The organism is Catenulispora pinistramenti, assembly GCF_018274385.1.
GTDB classification, from domain to species: domain Bacteria; phylum Actinomycetota; class Actinomycetes; order Streptomycetales; family Catenulisporaceae; genus Catenulispora; species Catenulispora pinistramenti.
The window spans coordinates 31903-52640 of sequence record NZ_JAAFYZ010000036.1 but is presented as its reverse complement, the minus strand read 5'-3'; the positions used below and the strand labels follow the sequence as shown (position 1 = coordinate 52640).

Below are 20738 nucleotides of genomic sequence, written 5' to 3'. Positions count from 1 at the left end.
CGATGCTCGCTCAGCTCACCACGCTCCACGACCTCGCGGCCTACGCGCCGCAGGAGTCGGCCGACGTGCTGGACGTCGCCGCCGACCTGGGCCTGTCGCGCAGCCAGGGCCGGCTGTTCCACCGCGTGCACGGCCTGGACCGCCTGCGCCAGGACCCCGACCAACACCTGTTCGACCTCCTGTGCGCCCCGGCCAGGACGGTCGTGGAACGGGTCGCGGACCACGAGGACATCCGCTACCTGATCTACGCGCACACCATCCAGCAGGTGACGCCGGCCGGGCTGGACCCGGCGACGCGGATCGCCGAGCTGCTGGGCCTGCCGGACGCCGAGGCGTTCTCCCTCACCCAGCAGGGCTGCGCCGGCGGTCTGGCCGCGGTCGACGCGGCCGGCGAGCTGCTGCGCGCCGACGGCGACCCGGCGGCCAAGGCGCTCGTCGTCACCGGCGAGAAGGCGTTCTCCAAGCTGGCCCGGCTCATCGACAACACCGCGATCATGGGCGAGGCCTCGGCCGCGTGCCTGGTGGGCATCGGCGGCGGCCCGGCGGTCGTGCGCGGCTACGCGGTGCGCACCGACGGCCGGTTCAGCCACGGCATCCGGATGACCCCGCAAGCCGTCCGGGACTTCGGGGAGAGCTACCCCGCCGATCTGGCCGCCGTCATCCAAGAGGCGCTGGCCGAGGCGGCCACCGACCTGTCCGAGCTGACCGCCGTCATCCCGCACAACGTGAACCGCTCCTCATGGCTGCGGGTCATCAAGGAACTCGGGGTGGACAAGCAGTTGGTCTACCTGGACAACATCCCGCGCTACAGCCACTGCTTCTGCGTGGACCCGTTCCTCAATCTCGTCACGCTGCGCGAGCAGGGCCGGCTCGCCGCGGGCGGGCGCTACCTGCTGACCGCGGTGGGCCTGGGCGCCACCTACGCGGCGATGGTGATCGACATGGTGGTCGAACCGGCCACGAACGAGGAGGCCTCATGCCAGGCTCGCCAGTGACGACGACGGCGGCGAACACAGACACCCGCTACCTGCGGGCGATCAAGACGGCGCTCACCGGCGACCCCGACACCCGCCTGGTGCTGCTGTGCAACTTCGAGGTCGAACAGCAGTGGGCGCGCGGCCACATCGGGCTGCCCGATCCCGGATTCGCCGTCTCCGCGCCGCTGGTGCAGCGGATGGAGGAACTGGGCGCGCTGCTCGCCGGTCCCGACGACTTCCTGATCCTGCGCACCCCGCTGGATCCGGGCTACCGCGCCTACGCCGAATCGGCGGGAACGGCCCTGCCGACACAGCTGGTCCCGGAGAACGGCGCCGAGGCCCAGTCCACCGCCGAAGCCGTCCTGGCCTCCCCGCAGCTGCTGCGGCGCCTGTCTGAGCTCGGCCGTGAAGGCGCCCGCCTGCTGCCGATGGGGGTCTCCGCACTGGAGCAGCGCGTCGCAGAGGTCTGCGGCCTGCCGCTGGCGGTCCCGGACGCGGCGACCTGCGAGCGGGTCAACAGCAAGATCTACGGCCGCCGGCTCGTCGAGGCGGCCGGGCTCCGTCCGGTCCCCGGGCAGTGCTGCGAGACCGTCGCGGAGTTCGCGGCGGCACTCACCCGCCGCGCCGCCGCCCTGGAAGCCGGCAGCCCGGTGGTCGTCAAGGACGCGTTCGGGGTCTCCGGCAAGGGGCTGGTGCTGCTGGAATCACCCGTGCGCGCCCGGCGGCTGCTCACCATGGTCCAGCGGCGCGCCGAGCGCCGGGGCGATGATCGGCTGGAAGTCGTGGTCGAGGACTGGCTGCCCAAGGCCTTCGACCTGAACTACCAGGTGGTCGTGGACCGCGACGGCCGCGTGGAACTGGACTTCGTCAAAGGGGCCCTGACCGAGAACGGCGTGCACCGCGGCCACGTCATGCCCCCCGACCTCGACGCCGGCCACCTCGCCGAGATCGGCCAGGCCGCCCAGGCCGTCGGCGCCGCGCTGTACGCCGACGGATTCACCGGGGTCGCCGGCATCGACGCCATCCTCGGCGCGAACGGCCTGCTGTACCCGGTCCTGGAGATCAACGCCCGGCTGAACATGTCGACGTATCAGGGCAGTGTGACAGAGCGCTTCCTTCCTCCGGAGAGCACCGCGCTCGCCAAGCACTACACACTGGCGCTCACCGCTCCCCTCACCTTCGAGGCGGTCCGTTCCGCCCTGGGCCCGGTCGCGGACCTGGACGGCCCCGGCCCCGCCGACGGCCGGCGGCTCGTCATCACGTGCTTCGGCACCGTGAACGCCGCAGCCGACACCGCCGCCGCGAACGCGTCGTCGTTCCAGGGGCGCCTGCACACCCTGCTGATCGCGCCGGACCGAGCCGGCCTGGCCGCCCTCGACACGACGGTCCAGGCCGCGCTGTCCCAACTGTCCGACGTCCGGCCCACCAGTGAGACGACGGCGCTCAACCGGAAGGAGCAGTGATGACCGGCACGAGTCCGGCCGAGTACACCGTCCAGGGACTTCGCATCAGCGAGCTGGCCGAACAGTTCGGCACCCCCATGTACCTCTACGACGGCGACCGGCTGCGCGAGACCTACCGGACGCTGCGCGATCTGCTCGACCCGCGGATCGACGTCTTCTACTCCGCGAAGGCCAATCCGAACGTCAGCGTGTGCGCGGTACTGCGCTCGCTCGGCGCGGGGATGGAAGTCTCCTCCCACGTGGAACTGGTCACCGCGCTGCGGGCGGGCGCGGATCCGCGGGACATCATCTTCCTCGGGCCGGCCAAGTCCGCCCAGGAGCTCCAGGCCTGCCTGGCCGCCGACATCCACGCCGTGGTGTGCGAATCCCTCGCCGAGATCGCCCAGCTGGAATCCATCGCGCCGCCGGAAGGCGTGCGGGTGCTGCTGCGGGTCAACCCGGCGTTCCAGGCCAAGGGCTCCCGGCTCGCGATGGGCGGCAAGCCGCGTCAGTTCGGCATCGACGAGGAGACGCTACTGGAGTCCCAGGAGTTCTTCCAGGGGCTGCGCCGGGTCCGGGTCGAAGGCGTCCACGCCTACATGGGCACCCGGATCCTGGATCAGCAGGCTGTCATCGACAACACCAGGGGCATCCTGGACACCGCCCGGCGGCTGTCCGCGGCGCTGGGATTCCCGCTGAACACCGTGGACATCGGCGGCGGGTTCGGCGTGCCGTACTTCGAGGGCGAGAAGGACCTCGACGTGGCAGCCGTCGCCGCGGGCGTGAACGACCTCGTCGCACAGTTCCTGGCGGACCTGCCCGGCTGCCGCGTGATCACCGAGCTGGGCCGCTACCTGGTCGGCTGGTGCGGGCTGTACGTGGTGCGGGCCCGCTACGTGAAGCAGTCGCGCGGGGAGTGGTTCGCGGTCGCCGACGGCGGCACGAACCACCACATGGCCGCGGTCGGGATCGGCAGCTTCGTCAAACGCAACTTCCCCATCCGCTCCCTGAGCCGCCCGGACGAGCCGGACCTGCGGCCCTACACGGTCACCGGCCCGCTGTGCACCCCGAACGACGTCGTCGGCAAGGCAGTCGTCCTGCCCGAGGTGCGGCCCGGCGACCTGCTCGGCGTCGAACGCTCCGGCGCCTACGGGCCCAGCGCCTCCCCGGTCCTGTTCCTCAGCCACGGCCACCCGGCCGAGGTCCTGGTGCTGGACGGCCAGGCGCACCTGGTCCGGCGGCGCGACACGGTCCAGGACCTGCTCGACCCCCAGCACCTCATCCTCGTGTGAGGTTTCGCAGCCCCCTGTTCTCTCCCCCTCATCCACACACCCGCATCCCCGCATAGGAGTGCCCCATGAACCGTCCTGAGACCGTCGAGGCCATCGGCAAGTGTCTGGCCGAGGTCCTCAAGCACGAGGTGACCGACCTCGGCGAGGACGTCCGGCTGTTCGACGACCTGCACCTGGACTCCACCTCGGTGCTGGAGCTGCTGATGGTGCTGGAGGACAACGTCGGGCTGGAGATCGACCCGGAGAACCTGGACATGGACGACTTCCGGACCATCGGGTCCCTGGCCGACTACGTCGACCGGAACCTCGCCCTGCGCGACTGACATGGGCCTGTCGCTGGACTGTGCCATCCACGTCACGGCCGACGCGGGCAATCCCCCGGGCTACGACCGCGAGCTGCTGGACTACCACCGGGATCTGCTGGCCCCGTACGGGATCCCGGTGCGCGAGGACCTGCTGGCCGACGGCCGCAACGTCTCGTTCACCGAACTCGCCGAGCAGCTGATCGCGCAGGCGGCCCTGGAGCCGCGGGCGCGACCGGATCTGCTGATCCTGGCGCACGCCCTCCCGGACTACCACCCGCTGACCACGGTGTCCGCGCACGCCAACCATCTGCTCGGCGGGCGCGCCCGGTCCCTGGCCGTGTCCGGACAAGGCTTGCGGTCGCCGTTCACCGCCCTGCGCCTGGCCTCGGCCTATGCCCGGTCCGGGCGCGCCACGCGGCTGGCACTGTTCATCCTGGAACAGACGACCCTGCCCTACGCGGCCCCGGCGATGACGCACATGCCCGAGGTGGATTCGGGCGTCCTGCTCGTGCTGGGCTCCGGCGGGGCGTGGGCGGCGCGGGCGGCGGCACCGGTGCGGGCGGACCGGCTCGGCACGGTGATCCGGCAGGCCGTCGCGGGCCTGCCGGAGGACCGGGTGCTCCTCGTGGCGGGGCCCCGGACGGACCCGGCGCGAATCGAGGCGTGCGCACTGCCGTCGGTCCGCGTCGGCCCCGGCTCCTACTGCACCAGCGTGTGGCTCGACCTGGCACGGCACTGGCCGGCCTGGTCGGCCGAATACGACGCCGTCGTCCTGTGCGACACCGACCCTGACAGCGGCCGTAGCTGCGTGGCCTGGCTGAGCCGGCACGCGGACGCCGGCCCGGACCCCGCCGCCGACCACCTTCGCGGAAGCAGGACCCGATGAGTGCGTACACCACCACCGCGCCGATCGCCGAGGCGGCCACGACCGGCCTATGGTATCCGCGCCGGCTCGACGAGCTGCACGAACAGATCGCGCCCGGCGCCCTGGTGGCCTCGCCCACCGGCCTGGTCCTGGCCTCGGTCCGGGCACTCCCGTCGGTCGCCGGCCACCCGTTCGCCCGGTTCGGGCTCGCCCACCGGCCGGCGAGCCAGGACGAACTGTCGGCGTCGCCGGCCACCGCGACCCCGTTCGCCGCCGGGCTGCTGGTCCTGCACTGCCAGAGCATGCGCCGCCTGCTGGACCTCGCGATCACGCATCTGGGCGCGCGGACATCAGGAGGCAGCGACCTGCTGGCCAAGCAGCTCGTCCAGTCCTGCCTGGCCGACGTGGCCATCACCCTGGCCGAGCAGACCGCTATGGCAGAGCACGTCGACGCTTACGACGAGGAAGGCGGCCCGGCCGCCCGGTGGCGTTCCCACCGCCGGCTTCTCGCCGCCGGACGCGTCCTGGCGAAGCTGTTCGGGGCCAGCGGATTCCTCGCCGACGGCCCCGGGGGCGAGCTGTACGCCGCCGAAGCCGTCGGAAACGTCTACCTGCACCCGGGAACGGAGTTCCTCCATGGCTGACGACGGCTGGGCGTCCATGGCCGGCCGCCCGCCGGCCGGAACCGATCTGGACGATCGGCTGCGGCCGCTGGACCGCTACTGCTGGGAACTGACCGACGGCCTGCGCGAGGCCGGTCGAGCCGTCGATCAGAACCCTGACGCCATCACCGACCACCTGGGCCTGCCGGTCATCGATTTCGAGACCCAGTGCACCCTGCCGCCGCAGTACCGCACGCCGAACGGGCATCCGGCCGGGATCCTCGCCGCCGGCGCGAGCCAGCTCGGCCGGGTGATCACCGGCGAGCGGTTCGGCTACGGCGATCCGGGCGTCCTGCTGGCCGCCCCCGGGCCGACGCTGTCCGGGCTGGCCGTCCAGGCCCTCGCCGACGCCGAGCAGCGGCGCCGCTACTACGAACGGATCGCCGCCGGACCGACGTGGACCTTCTTCGGGCTGACCGAGCCGCGCAAGGGATCGGCGGCGATCGAGCTGGAGACGGCCCTGACGCCCGACGCGGACGGCGGCTTCGTCCTGACCGGCGAGAAGCGCTACGTCGGCACGGCCGCCCGCGCCCAGATCGGCGTCGTCTTCTGCCGGCGCGCGCCGGGGCCGTGGGGCATCGAGGCCGTGCTGCTGGACACCTCCAGCCCCGGGTTCGAAGCCGAGCTGCTGCCGATGGTCGGACTGCGCGGGGCCCGGATCAGCCGGATCCGGCTGGCCGGCGTGCCGGTGGAGCCCGCGCAGATCCTGGGCCGGCAGCGGCCGCCGAGCCGCCGCGGCCTGTACGGGGCGCTGCACGTCCTGCATCGCGGGCGGCTCGGGCTGGCCGCGATGGCGATGGGTATCGCCCAAGCCGCGGCCGACTACGTCCGGCAGAACCGGCCGAACCTGCCGGGCCAGGCCCGGTGGCGGCTCGACGAGGTCGACGAGCGCATCGCGGTCCTGCGCCGGCTCGTGCACCGCGCCGCGGCCGACGTGGACCGCGCGGTGGTGAACGTCCATCGCATCGGGGCGGTGAAGCTGCGGGCGGCCGAGCTCGGCGAGGAGGCGACCATGCTCGCCGCCGACCTGCTCGGGCCCGCGTCGTTGGTGGAGCACCCCTGGCTGGAGAAGGTCTACCGGGACGCCAGGGCTTTCGAGTTCATGGAGGGCACCGGCGGTATCCACCGGTTGTCGGTCTTCCAGGGGCTGATCAAGGGCGACTTCCTCGCCCCGCTCTCCCCCGCCGCCGCGACCGAGAACGCAGGTGCCTGATATGGCACGATCTCAGGCTGCCGCGACCGCCGAGGCGCCGGCCGGTCCGCGGGCGCCCGGGATGCGGCAGGCCGGCCCGGCGCGGCTCGGCGTCGACATCCTGTGGGCCGACGAGCTCGACCGCCTCTGGCCGCGTCCCTGGTTCCAGCACCACATGTTCGCGGCGGCCGAACGCGCCGAAGCGGCAACGCTGGGAGCCGACCGCGCCCGGGAGTTCCTGGCCGGCCGCTTCGCCGCCAAGGAGGCGATCCTCAAACTGCTGGGACACGGGTTGTTCGACGGAGTGTTTCCCCGGGACATCGCGGTGCTGCGCGAACCCGGCGGAGCGCCCGCGGTGACCTTGTCCGGTACCGCGCTGCGCGCCGCCAGGGCCGACGGGGTCGTCGACGTCCGCGTCTCGATCACGCACAAGGACACCCTGGTGGCAGCCGTGGCCACGGGCTGGGTGGACCTGCCGCCGGCCCCGCGCGGGCCGGACGTCGCGCCGAGTTCCCCGGCCGCCGCCGAAGCCGACACCCTCGAAGCCGACACCCTCGAAGCCGACACCGACACCGACACCGACGCCGCCGAGTTGACCCGAGCGCTGCGCGCGGCCGTGACGGACCTGCCGGTCGACGCCCTCACCTGGGCGGTCCGGTGTGCGCTGGACAGCGTCGAGCTGCTGCTGCGCGCCCGGTCCGAGCCCGGGTCCCGGGAGCGGCTCCTCGAGGCGGTCGCAGCGTCCCGGGCCGTCGTCGCCGCGGTGTCCTTCGCGGCGCAGGCGCCGACCCCGTCCGCAAGCGCCCCTCGTCCCTGGGCCGCGGTGCTGAGCGAGGCCGCGGTGGGCGAACTGTCCCGGGCCGTCGCGGACGCTCCCCGGCGATCCCCGTCCTCGTCCCCGTCCTCGTCCCCGTCCAAGTCCGCGGCCCAAGCGCCGAACCCCGAGGAGCCATCGTGACCCGACCTGTCCGGCCGCACCGAGTCGTCCTGGGCTACAGCGGCCTGGACGGCTCCAAGGAGCTCAAGCTCAGCCGGTTCCCCGATCTGGACGAGCGCGAGCGCCGCCTGTATCAGGGACTTGATTCAGCGGCGGCGCTGCTGGTCGACGACCGCCTGGTGGCCGCCGTGCAACAGGAGCGCTTCTCCGGGACCAAGTTCGACCACGCCTTCCCCCGGGAGGCGATCGAATACTGTCTGGCCCACGCCGGGATCGAGTTCGCCGACGTCGACGCCGTGGCGCACAACTTCGACTACGGACGCCTGCGCGTCCTGTCGCAGGGTGAGGAGTACAGCCGCACCCGCTACGAGACCGTCTACGCCCCCGAGCTCCAGACCCGACTGCTGCACCGGCACTTCCCGCGGACCGCCGGCCGGTTGACGGTCCAGCCGGTCGCGCACCACCGGGCCCACGCCCTCAGCGCGGCGATCCCGTCCGGCTTCCAGGACGCGCTCGTGGTCGTCCTGGACGGCATGGGCGAACTGCACGCCGTCACCGTCTACGCCTGGCGGGACGGCGAGCTGTCCCGGCTGGCGGCTCTGGACTACCGCAGCAGCCTGGGCCTGTTCTACTCGCTCATGACGATGCACCTCGGGTTCTGGCCGAACAGCGACGAGTACAAGGTCATGGCCCTGGCCTCGTCCGGGGACCCGGCGCGGTTCCGGGCGGCGATGTCCGAGGCGGTGGTACTCGGGCCGGACGGGACGTTCTCGGTCCCGCTGCTGAGCCTGAACCGGGACCCGCGCGCGCGGGAGACCTTCGCCGCCTCGCGCGAGCGGCTGCGGGACATGGGCTGCCCGGCGCTGGCGCCCGGCGCCCGGCCGGAGCAGGTCCACCTCGACGTCGCCGCGGCCGGCCAGGAACGCCTCGAGGAGGCGTTCCTGCACCTGATCAAGCACTGGACCGCCCGGACCGGGCTGCGCGCGGTGGCGTTGGCCGGCGGCGTGGCGCTGAACTGCGTGGCCGTGGGACGGCTGTGTGAGTCAGGGCTCGTCGACGGTGTCTACGTGCAGCCGGCCGCCGGGGACGAGGGGACCGCCGTCGGCGCGGCCCTGGCGTTCGCCGATCCGGGCCGGGCCGCCGAGCGGTACCCGGCCATGACGTTCCTCGGACCGGACGTGTCCGCCACCGGCGAGCCGTCCGGGTCCGCGTACTGGAACGCGCCGGTGCCCTCAGGCCTGGGACCGCGGGCCGCCGCGGCGCTGCTCGCGGCGGGCGCCATCGTGGGCTGGGCCGAGGGCCGGCTGGAGTTCGGGCCGCGGGCGCTGGGACATCGCAGCATCCTGGCTGATCCGCGGCTGCGGGAGACGCGCGACCGGGTGAACGCGGCGGTGAAGTTCCGTGAGGGATTCCGGCCGCTGGCCCCGGCGGTCAAGGCCGAATCGGCGGCGGACTGGTTCGCCGTGCCCGGCTCGGCGAACCTGCGGCACATGACGGTGACCGTGCCGGTGCGCCCCGAGCGGCGGCACTTGATCCCCGCCGTCGTCCACGACGACGGGAGCGCGCGGGTGCAGAGCGTGCACGCCGAGGAGGTCCCGGGCCTGTGGCAGATCATCGACTGCTTCGAGCACCTGACCGGGGTCCCGGTGGTGATGAACACGTCGTTGAACGTCAAGGGGCAGCCGACGGCGCGGGACGGCGCGGAGGCCTACCACACTTTCGTGTCCTCGCAGCTGGACGTCGCGTTCATCGGCGACACCGTCCACGCCAAACCCGAATGGGAGCAGCGGGTACGCGGCGTGCTCGAGGAGATCGCCGCCGACAGCCGGGCCGTGATCCGCTGATATGTCGCCACCCTTGTATCAAAGGGCTGAGAAACCCCGGAGCGAAGCAGCCATCCCGAGCTTAAAGAACAAGACTAGAGGAAATACGTAAACCGTTGAGCCGGTACCCGGGCCGTGGCATTCCCCCGGAGCGCGACAAGAGGGGACCATGGTGGACGTTACGACCGATCGGGATCGAGCCGACAGGGCACTGACATCGGCCGCGGGCGCGGACGGGCTCTTCGTCGGCCGGGAGGCCGAACTCGACGTGCTGACCCGGATGCTCGGGCAGCTCCAGGACGGCCTGGCCCGGGTGATCGAGGTGACCGGCGAGCCGGGCATCGGCAAGTCCCGGATGCTCGCCGAGGTCCGGCGCCGCGCCGCCGAGCGGGGCGCGGCCGTCTTCGGCGGAACCGCCAGCGAACCGGCCCGCGACCGGCCCTTCGCACTGCTCGTCGACGCCCTCGACGACCCGCTGGCCGGCCTCGACGTCGACGATCTGGGCACCGGGATCAGCGACGGCGCCCTGCGGCTGCTGGGGACCGTGTTCCCGTCCCTGGCGGCGCCGGCCGCGGCGCGGGGGCCGGCCCAGGAGTGCGTACCGCCGCCGGATCTGCACCGTGTGTACCGCGCGATGCAGGAACTGCTGCGGGCCAAGGCCCGGCCGACACTCGTTCTCGCGCTGGACGACCTGCACCACGCCGACGAGGAGTCCCTGGAGATCATCGCCCAGCTGGTGCGCCGCCCGGTTCCGATTCCGCTGCTGTTGGTCCTGGCCTACCGGCCGCGCCAGATCTCGGCCCGGCTGCGCGCCGCGCTGGTCGGGACGGCCTGGACGCACGAACGGCTGCACCTCGGGCCGCTGGCCGAACGCGACATGGAGCGCCTGCTCGGCGAGCGCGGGACCGCGGGCTGGCGGCGCACGCTGTACCGGGAGAGCCAGGGCAACCCCTTCTATCTCAAGGCCCTGTCCTCCTGCGACCCGCAGGTCCCGGCGGCCGGCTCCGGCTGGTCCCGGGACAAGCTGCCGCACTCGGTGGAGGCCGTCCTGCTGGCGGAGTTCGACGCGCTGACGGACGCGGCGCAACTGATGGCGCGCAGCGGCGCCGTCCTGGGCGAGTCCTTCTCCCCCAAGCTCGCCGCGGCCATCGCCGGGCTCAAGGAAACTCGCGCCCTGCCGGCCATCGACGAACTCGCCGCCAGGGACCTGGTGCGCCCGGCGGCGGGTACGCACGAGCTGGCGTTCCGGCACACGCTGGTGCACCGCGTGGTCTACGACAGCGCCAAACCCGGCTGGCTGCTGGGAGCCCACGCCCGGGCGGCCGTCGTGATGGAACTGGAGGGGCACAGCGCCGTCGTGCGTGCCCATCACGTCGAGCGGATCGCAGGGCCCGGCGACCTCGCCGCGCTGGAGGTCCTGGCCGAAGCCGCCGAAGCGGTGCGCTGGCAGGCACCGGCCACCGCCGCCCGGTGGCTGACCGCGGCGCTGCGGCTGGTCCCCGACAACTACCAGCGCTCACCGCGCCGGCTGGAGCTCTCGCTGCGGCTGGGTACGGCGCTCGGAGTCTCCGGACACCCGGCGGCGAGCCGCGATGTCCTGCGCGAGGTCCTGTGCCATCTCCCCGACGAACCGCGCGGCCCCCGGGCCGAGGCGGTCGCCTTCTGCGCCATGATGAACCGGCTGCTCCGTCGGCACACCGAGGCCAACGCGCTGCTGGACCGGGAGATATCCGCGCACGCCGGTTCGGACACCGCGGAGCTGGCGATGCTGGAGTTCGAGCGCGCGAGCAGCGAGCTGATGGCCGGCGGCATCGCCGCGGCCCGCGACCTCGCCCGCCGCGCACAGGGCACCGCCGGCAAGCACGGCCTCCCGGGCCTGCAGGCCGCGGCGCTCGGGCTGCAGGCGGTGGCGGCGTGCCTGCGGGGCGACGTGCGGGACACGGCGAAGTACCTGGAGGAAGGCGCGGCGATCGTCGACGGCCTGCTGGACTCCGAACTGGCCGAGCGCCTCGACGCGGCGGTCTGGGTGGGCTGGGGCGAGCTGCTGTTGGAACGCCCGCACGACGCGCTGCGCCACATAGATCGCGCGCTGGCCCTGGCTCACGCCCGGGAGCAGTTCCTGGCACTGCCCCATCCGCTGGTGGCCCGCTTCCTGATCCTGCGCTCCGTCGGCCGCCTGGCAGAGGCGACGAGCTGCGCCGAGGACGCCGTCGACCTCGCGCAGCTCTCCGGCAGCGGCGAGCAGCGGGCCGGGGCGCTCGTGCTCTATCGGTGGGCTCGCGCCTGGACCCGGAAGCCCGATCCGGCATCCCGCCCCGCCGAACCCGGCCAGAGCGTCGTCGAGGACTGGTTCGAGTCCGTCCTGACGTTCATCCGGGCCGAGCACTGCCTGGAATCCGGCGACACCGAAGCCTGCCTGGCGGCGATCCGCGCCGGCGGCCTCCCCGAACTGGAGCGCATCGCCCCCTGGTCACGCGTGGAGTGGTACGAACTCCTCACCCGCGTCGCCCTTTGCGCGGGGCACGTAGAGGAGGCGCAGTCGTGGGCGGACCGGGCGCTGAGCAGCGCGGCGGACCTGGGCCTGCCCGGACGCTGCGGCCTGGCCCTGCTCGCGCAGGCGCAGGTAGCAGCACAACGCGCTCCCGCCGCCGCATTGGAGCCGGCCCGAGCCGCGCTGCGCATGTTCCAGGAGTCGGGGATGGTGATCGACGAGCTCCGCGCGCGCATCCTCGTCGGGTCGGCACTGGCCGCCAGTGGCGACGCCGAACGTGCCGCCGCGGAACTCCAGAGCGTCCGGCAAGACGCGCAAGCCTATGGAGCCCTCCGTCTGGCCGACCACACCACCCGGACCCGCCGGGAGCCGGGACCGGGGGCCGCGGCCCCCGCCAAGCCGGAATCCGGCCCCGGACCCGAATCCGAACCGGAATCGGCGATAGCCGCCCTGACGGGGCGCGAGAAGGAGGTAGCCGTGCTGGTCAGCGACGGCCTGACCAACCGGCAGATCGCCAGGCGCCTGCGACTCGCCGAGAAGACGATCGAGACTCACCTGTCCCATATATTCGCCAAGCTTGAAGTCTCCTCACGCACTGCCGTCGCCGGGATGGTGTTGCGCGAGGTGCGGCGGGCCACAGAGTACTGACACGATCACGCAGAGCCCTGACGCAGCCGAAACGGAGCTCTGACGCTGTCGCTTTCCCTTTCGGAGTTCCTCCCGATCCGATAGCTTCTTGACGGTTTCGGCGACAGCGTCACGCTCCGGCGTCGTCGCGGCGGCGCCGTACCGTCGTGGCCGAGCGGGAGGGCTGGGCCTGCATGTGGTCGCGGACCCTCGCCATGATCTCGGCCAGCCGCGGCAGGTCGTCGCCGGTCAGCGAATCGAAGAGCAGGCGGCGGGCCAGCCCCACGTGCGGGGGCAGGACCTCGTCCAGCAGCGCGCGGCCGGCGTCGGTGAGGGCGACGGCCCTCACGCGGTCGTCGTCCGGGTCCGGGCCGCGGGTGATCAGCCCGGCCTTCTCCAGCAGCCCGGCCTGATACGTGATCCCGCTGCGGCTGTAGACCACGCCGTCCGCCATCTGGGTCATGGTCTGCGTCCCGCCCGCGTCGCGCAGCCGGACCAGGAGCTGGAACTGCACGAAACTGACGCCGGCGATCTCCCGCAACTGCTGCTCCAGCCGGTACTGGAGCACGGTGACCGACTCTATGAGCGCGATCAGCGTCTTCAGCTCGGCCGGGTTCAGCGGCTCGTCGCCACCGGGCCGGGCTTCGGGGTCGGGACGGCTCTCGGTCATCCGGCCAGCATATCGCTTCGAATTCAAAGCATCACTATGACGTACGTCACTTCGGCACCCGCTATTGCTTCGGATTCAAAGCAAGCTATGGTGGGACTTGCTTCGAGTTCTAAGCACATCTCGGAACTCCCAGCGCCCTGAGCCCTTCGACCGGGAGAACAGCCATGTCCACGCCATTCCACGTCCAGTCCAGCACCGAGACTCTCCGCGACGGCTTCCCCTACTTCCCGCACCACGAGTCGGTATCGGCGCTGTGGGAGCAGAAGTGGCGGGGGCCGTGCGCCGCCGAGGTCTACCCGTTCGAAGACGGACGGCTGGCGGACTTCGAGCCGATCTTCGCCGAACTGATCGCGGTCTCCGGCGACGACCCGGCCTTCCTGTCCCGCCAGGACGACTTCGCCCGGCCGTTCCTCCCGGCCGGCGACCGCCTCGCCGACGAGGCGCGGGCAGCGGCGGAGCGGGGCGAGACCGACCGGGCGCGGGAGTTGTTCCTGCGCGCGGCCGCCGTCTACCGGACCGCAAGGTTCCCCGTGGTCCGCTCGCCGCTGGGCCAGGAGGCATGGGAGAAGGGCAAGGCCGCCTACGAGCAGGGCGGCCGACTGATGGAATCGCCGGTCGTGCCCGTCGCCATCCCGTTCAAGCACGCCGACTTCGCCGCCGGCGACTACGACACCGACATCCCCGTCTACCTGCGGGTGCCCCACGGACCGCGGCCCGAGGCCGGGTGGCCCGTGGTGCTGTACATCTGCGGTCTGGACGGCTACCGGACCGACCAGGGGCCGCGCGTCCAGGCACTCATAGACCACGGCTTCGCGACGCTGGCCTTCGAGATCCCCGGCACCGGGGACTGCCCCGCGGCGCCGAGCGACCCGGCCTCCGCCGACCGCCTGATGAGCAGCATCCTCGACTGGGTCGCCGACAGCGCCCCCGAGTCCGGCTTCGACCCCGCCACGATCCTCGCCTGGGGGGTCAGCACCGGCGGGTACTACGTGCAGCGCGCCGCGCACACCCACGCCGACCAGCTGTTCGCGGCGGTGGCACAGGGCGGCGGGGGCCACCGCATGTTCGACGCCGAATGGATCGGCGCGCAGAACCAGATGGAGTACCCCTTCGATCTGGCCGAGGCGCTGGCCTACAAGTTCGGCTATCGCGACGCCGACCCGGCGGCGGCGGTGGCCGCCTACACTGCCGACGCCCACCGGTTCAGCCTCGTCGACTCCGGCGTGCTGGACGCACCGGCCTGCCGGCTGCTGATCATCAACGGGACGGAGGACACGATCTTCCCGATCGAGGACTGCTTCCTCGCCGGTACCCGCGGCGACGCCACGCATACGGACCTGGTCGTGCGAGGCGGGCGCCCGCACATGGGAGAACCCGGTGCCGGGCAGATCGCCTTCGCGTGGCTCGATCAGGCGCTGGCGTCCCGGTCCTGAAACGACGGCAGCCACGTTCCCCATGCGGTGATCGCCCTGACGGGCACGCACGATCTGACAGCACTCGGCTTGATGTTCAAGGTCATCAAGCCAAGCCGGTGGCCGGCCGGTCCGAAGACCAGCCGGCCACCGTCATACCCACGGCAGCGCACGGCAGCGCACGGCCCGCACCGCCGCACCCGCACCGCTCGGGTCATACAGTGCCCTGGTAGTACCTGGTTTCCGACAACTTCTGGACAAGGATTGCGACATGACGCTCATCGCCATCGAAGAGCACTGGATCACCCCCGATCTGACCGCCGCCCTCAAAGCTGTGCCGCGCCCGGACGAAAGTCTCGTTTTCAACGAGATGGGCGATAACCTTCAGCGCCTGGAAGACCTGGGCGCCGGGCGGATCGCCGCCATGGACGCCCAGGGGATCGACGTGTCGGTTCTCGCTCTGACGCCTCCCGGCACCCAGCCGTTGCCCCCGGAGCAGGCCGTGCGGCTCAGCCGTGCCGCGAACGACCTGGCCGCCGCGGCTGTGGCCGGCCAGCCGAGCCGGTTCCGCGCGCTGTCGACGTTGCCCATGTCCTCACCGGAGCACGTCGCCGACGAGCTCGCCCGGGCCGCGGGAGCCGGGCACGTCGGCACCATGGTCTACGGCCGCTCCGGCGACCGCTTCCTGGACGACCCGGCGTACGAGGACTTCTTCGCCGCCGCGGCGGAGCTGGGACAGCCGGTGTTCATCCACCCGCAGATCCCCTCCGACGCGCTGCGCGACGCCTCCTACCGCGGCTTCGACGCCATGACCGATCTGGCGCTGGCCACGTTCGGCTGGGGCTGGCACATGGACGCCGGCACCGCGGCGCTGCGCCTGATCCTGCGCGGCACGTTCGACCGGCACCCGAAGCTTCAGGTGGTGCTCGGGCACTGGGGCGAGATGCTGCTGTTCTGGCTGGACCGGGCCAACAGCCTGTCTCGCATCGCCGGCCTCCAGCGCTCGGTGTCGGACTACATCCGGTCGAACTTCTACATCACCGCCTCCGGCATGCTGAACCCGGCACTGTTGCGGCACGCCCTGACGGTCACCACCGTCGACCGACTGATCTTCTCGACTGACTACCCGTTCCAGCACCCGACCCACGACGAAATCACCGCCTTCGTCGGACACTTCACCTCGGAGGAGGACCGGCGGAAGTTCAGCTACGGCAACGCGGCGGCGCTTTACGGTATCGAGCTCTGATCAACCTCAGGCAAGGTCCGCGGCAGGCAAAGTCCGTGACAGCCACAAGTGCCCCATGACGTTGGTACTGAAGCCGGTGACTGCGGCAGCATGCGACGGCATGGGGCAAGCATCCAGATCAGGCGGCCCGTTTGGCATCCCGTCGGCGTTCGCGGTACGCCGCCATCCGGCTGAGGGTGCCGAGAAGTCCGTCCAGCCTGGTCATCCGCTTGCGCTACGAAGCGCCGACCGGGCCCTGATCGCGTCCCTGCTCGGCCTGATACCCAAGGCGCGGCACGACCGGCTACGGCTAATCGTCACCCCAGCACTTTCCTGAGCTGGCGCCGCGACATCCTACGCCGACGATGGGCCGCGAGATCCAAGCCCAGGGGCCGGGCCCGCGACCTGCCGGAGCATCAAAGCCCTGGTGCTGAGAATGGCCCGCGGCAACGAAGCCTGGGGCTACCGCCGGATCGCCGGGGAACTGGCCGGCCTCGGCATCACGGTCGCCCCGTCACGAATACCGCCTGATCGCCTGACCTGCATGGACGGACTTCTCGGCACCCTCAGGTTCGAGGCTGGCGCCGCGCCTCATTCGATTCTGCGAAATTGCCCGGTAGACGACGTTTCAGCCCGAGACAGAAGGATGGGATCAAACACGATGTAGCTGTTCAGCGTGCCGTTGTTGGTAGACACCCAGGTCAGGGTGAGGAGATCGGTGTCTATGAGATGGGGGAGCCTCCACAGGTTCGGCAAGAAGGGTGAGACGGCGCCGGGCCGGGCCCCGAGGGAGGCAGTCTCGTGGGGGGTGGCGAGTCGCGCCTGGTCGGATTTCAGGAAGCGCTTCACCTGGCGCAGGGAAAGGAATTCGCTGCCTGAGAGATGAACTACGGCAAAGCCCTCGTCCGTCTTCAGAATGAGCGACTTCAGCTCGTGTCGGAGAGGGAATCCTTTGGCGTTTGCGGCCTCCCGGCAGCTCACTACTTCACAAGGGAGTTCGAAGACCCGCAGCCAGGTCATCGGCGAGACGGGGTCGGCAGCCACCTGCGACCGCATCATTAGGTTGGCACTCATTATGAGCAGATCTCCTTCGAGTGTTGTTCAGATATCCGCCGCCGGAGCCGGTGCCGCGTGAAACGGCTGGTCACGGCGGGAGGATCTGGTAGTCCAGCACCGAAAGGGCAGTGGATGCGTGCTTTCGCAGTTCCTCCTCGCCCTGTCCCGTCACCATGACCGCGGCGAAGAAGTTCTCCTTGGCCAGTGATGTGACGCGGTAGCCGTCGATGATGTAGGCGTCGACGACACCGTCGAGTGCCAGCAGGTCTGCGACGGTGGTGCGGCAGTGGACGATGCCTGGCACGTCAGCCTCGACGGGAACGATGGCGACGGGGGCACTGAGCCCTCCGTGCCCCGTCTCCGGCGCGGACCCGATGGCCAGGTCCAGGGCGGCCTCGACTGGATCGACGCCGGTGCGGTGCCGGATCGCGGCGGGGTAGAGACCGCCGCCGGGCCGTGGATTGATCTCGATGAGCCCGGCCCGCTTCCGATCGGCCATCCGCCCTTCGATGTGCAGCCACACCCCGTCAAGGCTCAGCGCGGAGAGCAGGATCTGCAGTTCCGCCAGGAATCGGGCGATGGAATCGGCCGACACGCCGGTTGGGGGTGATATCCGCAGCCCCCGGTCATGCAACCGGGCCGAGTCGTGGTCGGGCTTGTCCGCGACGAAGACGCTGACGAATTCACCGTCGCGGACATATCCGTCGACGGAGAACTCCCGTCCTGTCAGGTATTCCTCGACGAGGAACCGATCCGAGCCGCGCACCTCCCGCAACCCCGCCATGACCCGGTCGAACTCGTCTCGGGAGCGCACGAGGTGGACCTCGCGCGAGGCGCCGCCGCCCACAGCCGGCTTGACCACGACCGGATACCGCGACGGGGGCGCGGCCCTGAGTTCCGCGATCGAGCCGTCGGTCCACCGCAGCGGGAAGACGCGGGCGGCATCGGCAGCTCGGCGGACGGCGGCCTTGTCCATGAGCCGGGCCAGACCCCTGCTGGGATCTGCCAGGCCGAAGTGGTCCAGGAGCGCGGCGCGCCGAAGGATCAGCGACTCCACCATGTTGACTACCGCGGTCGGCCGGACGCCGGCCCGCGCCACTGTCGCGATGACGTCCTCATCGGAGGCGTTCCAGTCGACGACGACGTGGCCGTCGCACAGCACGGCATTGGGGTCGTCATCCATCTCGGAGACCAGGACGACCCGCCAACCCCGCCGCCGCAGCGCCGCGCTGAGGCGGGCGACACCCCCGGCGAGTTCGGCGGAGAGCAGCAACGCCGTGCGCGGGTGGGAGCACATTGCCTGAGTGGGAGGCTCCATCACGACTCCACGGGGACGGTGCGCACACTGAGGCGCTGTGCGACCTCCCGGACCAGAGCGTCGAGCGCTGTCGGGCTGTCGGCACCGATGTAGGCGAACACCACCCACTCCGACGGGTGACGCATGGCGAGGACATCACCGAGCGCGGGCCAGACCTGGGCTTGGAACACCCCGGGAATGGCCATCACTTCAGCGACGGTGGGGATCTGAACGACGCGGCCGGGGGCCTGCGGCCGCAGATGGACCACGCCGATGTACGGCGCCACCGGTCGCGGCGGCCCGGTTCGGCCCTCGATCGCCAGATCGGCGAGGACCGTCCAGATACTTCTGCCCAGTCCCTGGCTGATGAGGCCGGAAACCCAGCCGCCGCCGACCCGCGTGGCGATCTCAGAGAAGACGATCCGGCCGTCGGCCTGCCGGAAGACCTCCAGGTGGATCATTGTCCCGGTCACCCCGAGGGCGCCCATGACCCGGGCGGTGAGCACCTCCAACTCGGCATACAACTCGGCGTGGTCTGTGGGCGAGAGCAGCTCTCCCCCGTCCAGGGGGCACTCACCGCGCTGGACCGCCAGGCGGGGTGCGAAGTAGCGGGAGACGAACAGGAAGTGCGGCCCGTCCGCATCCCAGTAGGCGTCGACGTGCAGCTCCTCGCCGTCCACGAAGGACTCGACGATGAGCTGCCGCGAGGCCAGCACGGGTTCGTAGGGGAAGGACCGGCACAGTTCGCGGAACTGCGCCGCGCCGTCTGCCCGGAGCGTGCTCATCGTCCCGAATCCGGCGGCGGGCTTCACGACAACGGGGAAGTCGAGCTGGCCGGCCAACGCCGCCACAGCGGTCTCGTCCTTCGGATCCGGCAGCGAATGAAAGTCCGCTGTCGGCACGCCGGCCGCGGCCACCAACCGCTTCATCAGCCTCTTGTCGCGGCCGGCGACCGAGGCCAGGGCCGGTGGCCCGACGCCGAGCAGCTCTGCGAGATAGCCCGCGCCCAGTTGGGAGAACTCGGCGAAGCTCACGACCCGGGACACCTCAGGGTCCTGCGTCAGAATCGACACCGCCACGGTTGCCAGCTCTTCGAGGGCGTTGAACGTGCTCACCCGGTGAACCGTGGCGGCCTTGGCCAGCAGGACATCGTCGATCGCGTTATGCGCGATGTCGTAGTCGTCGAGGACGACGTGCACCCGGGTACGCTCAAGGAGCTCCCGGCCGAGTTCTGGCTGCCACTTGCACAGTACGACCGACCCTTCGCTTTCGACTGCGGTCACTTATCGCTCCATTCGTGGATTTCCGGGCGGAGGCCGACGTCCGCCCTGCCGGTGGCGGCTATACGTTCAGGAAGGCGTACGAACTGCCGCACTCGAAGACCTCGCCCAGCCGCAGATGGTCGGCGTCTCCTCGCAGGTAGCGGGCCATGGCTTCGAGCATGGCGTCCCATTCCTCCGGGGCCAGGGACTTCGCCCGGCTGGTGAGCTCGGGATTGTCGCGATGAAAATCCGCCATCGACGGCACCATGTAGGACTTCGGGACCTGGACTGTCTCGGCGCGCAGGAAGAAGGTGATCGCCGGACGGTCGACCGCGGCGGCCCGGTCCACCTCGACGTCGTGGATCATGTCCGGCGGCATGAAGTAGCTCTGCCCCTGCTTCAGCAGGAGGCGGTCCTCAGTCGTCCGCAGACGGCTGCGCACATACTCCTGATGAGGCGGCCAGACTCCGTCCACCCGCTCGAGATCGACATCCTGATAGCGATCGGCGGACCCGGCCGGAGCCGGCCCGTCGGCTTCCTCGTAGATCGACTGGCGCATCTCCCCGACGGAGACGTAGGAGACGAACGAGAACGGGTGCGAATGCGGCGGTTCGACGATCGCGTTCGGCTCGAACCGCTTGACCGACTCGAAACCCTGCGCCTCCGGGTTCGGCTGCCAGACGTGAATGCTGGCAACCCACTCCGCGAGCGCGGAGCCCATGATCTCCTCGACGCCGTCACCCGCGGGCGACGTGCTCGGGAGCGGGTGCATCTCCGAGGCCAGCAGCAGCGACTGGCCGGACCAGCCGTATATGCAGTGCGCGCGGCTGGCCCGGGACCGCTCCGTGATCTCGTGATCCGACGGCCGCGCAGACCGGATCGAGGCCCGCATCAGCTCCAGGAAGGCAGCGAGGTTGTCGGCCTGGCCCAGCGTGCGGACGAAGGCGTTCATGCGCTCCACCCGGGCCGCGCCCTCCGGCGTGTGCCGGATCTGCTCAAGCAGTTCCTGGAGCTGCTTGAGCGCCCCGGTCGCATCGGTCCTGCCCTGCTCAGGTCCGGCCAGGATGCCGGTGATCGCCTCCGGGATGCCGTCGTCCCGGCATCCCGATGACAGTGCGTCCCGCGAGCCGAGCAGCGTGAGCCGGTCGTGGTTCTCGGGGTCGGACCATACGATGGTCATGGATTTCAGCCTTTCCGATGGAG

General features: G+C 71.1%; 18 protein-coding genes. 13 read left to right on the top strand and 5 right to left on the bottom strand.

The features are described 5' to 3' along the window. Positions 1 to 2: 2 nt before the first annotated feature. The 10 genes from KGQ19_RS13445 to KGQ19_RS13400 all read left to right on the top strand — a co-directional run bounded on the left by KGQ19_RS13445 (position 3) and on the right by KGQ19_RS13400 (position 12634). The gene (locus KGQ19_RS13445) at positions 3 to 995 is read left to right on the top strand and encodes a ketoacyl-ACP synthase III family protein (RefSeq protein WP_212009451.1); all 993 of its coding nucleotides are present in this window, start codon (positions 3 to 5) and stop codon (positions 993 to 995) included. Beyond that, complete coding sequence (locus tag KGQ19_RS13440) at positions 977 to 2440, top strand: preATP grasp domain-containing protein (protein ID WP_212009450.1); 1464 nt, start codon at positions 977 to 979, stop codon at positions 2438 to 2440. The genes KGQ19_RS13445 and KGQ19_RS13440 overlap by 19 nt, the downstream gene beginning before the upstream one ends. Continuing rightward, positions 2440 to 3711, top strand: a complete 1272-nt coding sequence (locus KGQ19_RS13435) for a type III PLP-dependent enzyme (RefSeq protein WP_212009449.1) — start codon at positions 2440 to 2442, stop codon at positions 3709 to 3711. The genes KGQ19_RS13440 and KGQ19_RS13435 overlap by 1 nt, the downstream gene beginning before the upstream one ends. A gap of 65 nt (positions 3712 to 3776) precedes the next feature. Continuing rightward, entirely contained in the window at positions 3777 to 4034 is a 258-nt protein-coding gene (locus KGQ19_RS13430; RefSeq protein WP_212009448.1) for an acyl carrier protein, read from the top strand. A gap of 1 nt (position 4035) precedes the next feature. Then, complete coding sequence (locus tag KGQ19_RS13425; RefSeq protein WP_212009447.1) at positions 4036 to 4902, top strand: hypothetical protein; 867 nt, start codon at positions 4036 to 4038, stop codon at positions 4900 to 4902. Next, a complete protein-coding gene (locus KGQ19_RS13420; RefSeq protein WP_212009446.1) occupies positions 4899 to 5525 on the top strand; it encodes an acyl-CoA dehydrogenase family protein in 627 nt (208 codons plus the stop codon). Before KGQ19_RS13425 ends, KGQ19_RS13420 begins: the two co-directional genes overlap by 4 nt. After that, on the top strand, positions 5518 to 6756 hold the full coding sequence (locus KGQ19_RS13415; RefSeq protein WP_212009445.1) for an acyl-CoA dehydrogenase family protein: 1239 nt from the start codon (positions 5518 to 5520) through the stop codon (positions 6754 to 6756). The genes KGQ19_RS13420 and KGQ19_RS13415 overlap by 8 nt, the downstream gene beginning before the upstream one ends. A gap of 1 nt (position 6757) precedes the next feature. Then, complete coding sequence (locus tag KGQ19_RS13410) at positions 6758 to 7693, top strand: holo-ACP synthase (RefSeq protein WP_212009444.1); 936 nt, start codon at positions 6758 to 6760, stop codon at positions 7691 to 7693. Then, positions 7690 to 9516 carry a carbamoyltransferase family protein gene (locus KGQ19_RS13405; RefSeq protein ID WP_212009443.1) on the top strand — a complete coding sequence of 609 codons (1827 nt, stop codon included), beginning with the start codon at positions 7690 to 7692 and terminating at the stop codon, positions 9514 to 9516. Before KGQ19_RS13410 ends, KGQ19_RS13405 begins: the two co-directional genes overlap by 4 nt. A gap of 148 nt (positions 9517 to 9664) precedes the next feature. Further along, positions 9665 to 12634 carry a helix-turn-helix transcriptional regulator gene (locus tag KGQ19_RS13400; protein WP_212009442.1) on the top strand — a complete coding sequence of 990 codons (2970 nt, stop codon included), beginning with the start codon at positions 9665 to 9667 and terminating at the stop codon, positions 12632 to 12634. A 109-nt stretch (positions 12635 to 12743) separates the two neighbouring features. On the opposite strand, the gene KGQ19_RS13395 is transcribed toward KGQ19_RS13400, so the two are convergent. Further along, a complete protein-coding gene (locus tag KGQ19_RS13395) occupies positions 12744 to 13283 on the bottom strand; it encodes a MarR family winged helix-turn-helix transcriptional regulator (RefSeq protein ID WP_212009441.1) in 540 nt (179 codons plus the stop codon). A 164-nt stretch (positions 13284 to 13447) separates the two neighbouring features. Between KGQ19_RS13395 and KGQ19_RS13390 the strand changes: the two genes are divergently transcribed. The 3 genes from KGQ19_RS13390 (at position 13448) to KGQ19_RS13380 (ending at position 16257) form a co-directional block, all read left to right on the top strand. Continuing rightward, a complete protein-coding gene (locus KGQ19_RS13390; RefSeq protein ID WP_212009440.1) occupies positions 13448 to 14716 on the top strand; it encodes an alpha/beta hydrolase family protein in 1269 nt (422 codons plus the stop codon). Positions 14717 to 14966: 250 nt separating this feature from the next. Next, complete coding sequence (locus KGQ19_RS13385; RefSeq protein ID WP_212009439.1) at positions 14967 to 15941, top strand: amidohydrolase family protein; 975 nt, start codon at positions 14967 to 14969, stop codon at positions 15939 to 15941. 55 nt (positions 15942 to 15996) lie between these two features. Beyond that, entirely contained in the window at positions 15997 to 16257 is a 261-nt protein-coding gene (locus tag KGQ19_RS13380) for a hypothetical protein (RefSeq protein WP_212009438.1), read from the top strand. Between the two features lie 254 nt (positions 16258 to 16511). Here the strand turns inward: KGQ19_RS13380 and KGQ19_RS13375 are convergent, their stop codons facing one another. From KGQ19_RS13375 to KGQ19_RS13360, 4 genes are all read right to left on the bottom strand, one after another. Further along, positions 16512 to 16994 carry an aminoacyl-tRNA deacylase gene (locus KGQ19_RS13375; protein WP_212009437.1) on the bottom strand — a complete coding sequence of 161 codons (483 nt, stop codon included), beginning with the start codon at positions 16992 to 16994 and terminating at the stop codon, positions 16512 to 16514. Positions 16995 to 17064: 70 nt separating this feature from the next. Continuing rightward, positions 17065 to 18294, bottom strand: coding sequence for an ATP-grasp domain-containing protein (locus KGQ19_RS13370; RefSeq protein ID WP_212009436.1), 1230 nt, complete (start codon positions 18292 to 18294; stop codon positions 17065 to 17067). Beyond that, positions 18294 to 19556 carry an ATP-grasp domain-containing protein gene (locus KGQ19_RS13365; protein WP_212009435.1) on the bottom strand — a complete coding sequence of 421 codons (1263 nt, stop codon included), beginning with the start codon at positions 19554 to 19556 and terminating at the stop codon, positions 18294 to 18296. Before KGQ19_RS13365 ends, KGQ19_RS13370 begins: the two co-directional genes overlap by 1 nt. 58 nt (positions 19557 to 19614) lie before the next feature. Next, positions 19615 to 20715, bottom strand: coding sequence for a cupin domain-containing protein (locus KGQ19_RS13360; protein WP_212009434.1), 1101 nt, complete (start codon positions 20713 to 20715; stop codon positions 19615 to 19617). Positions 20716 to 20738 lie beyond the last annotated feature (23 nt).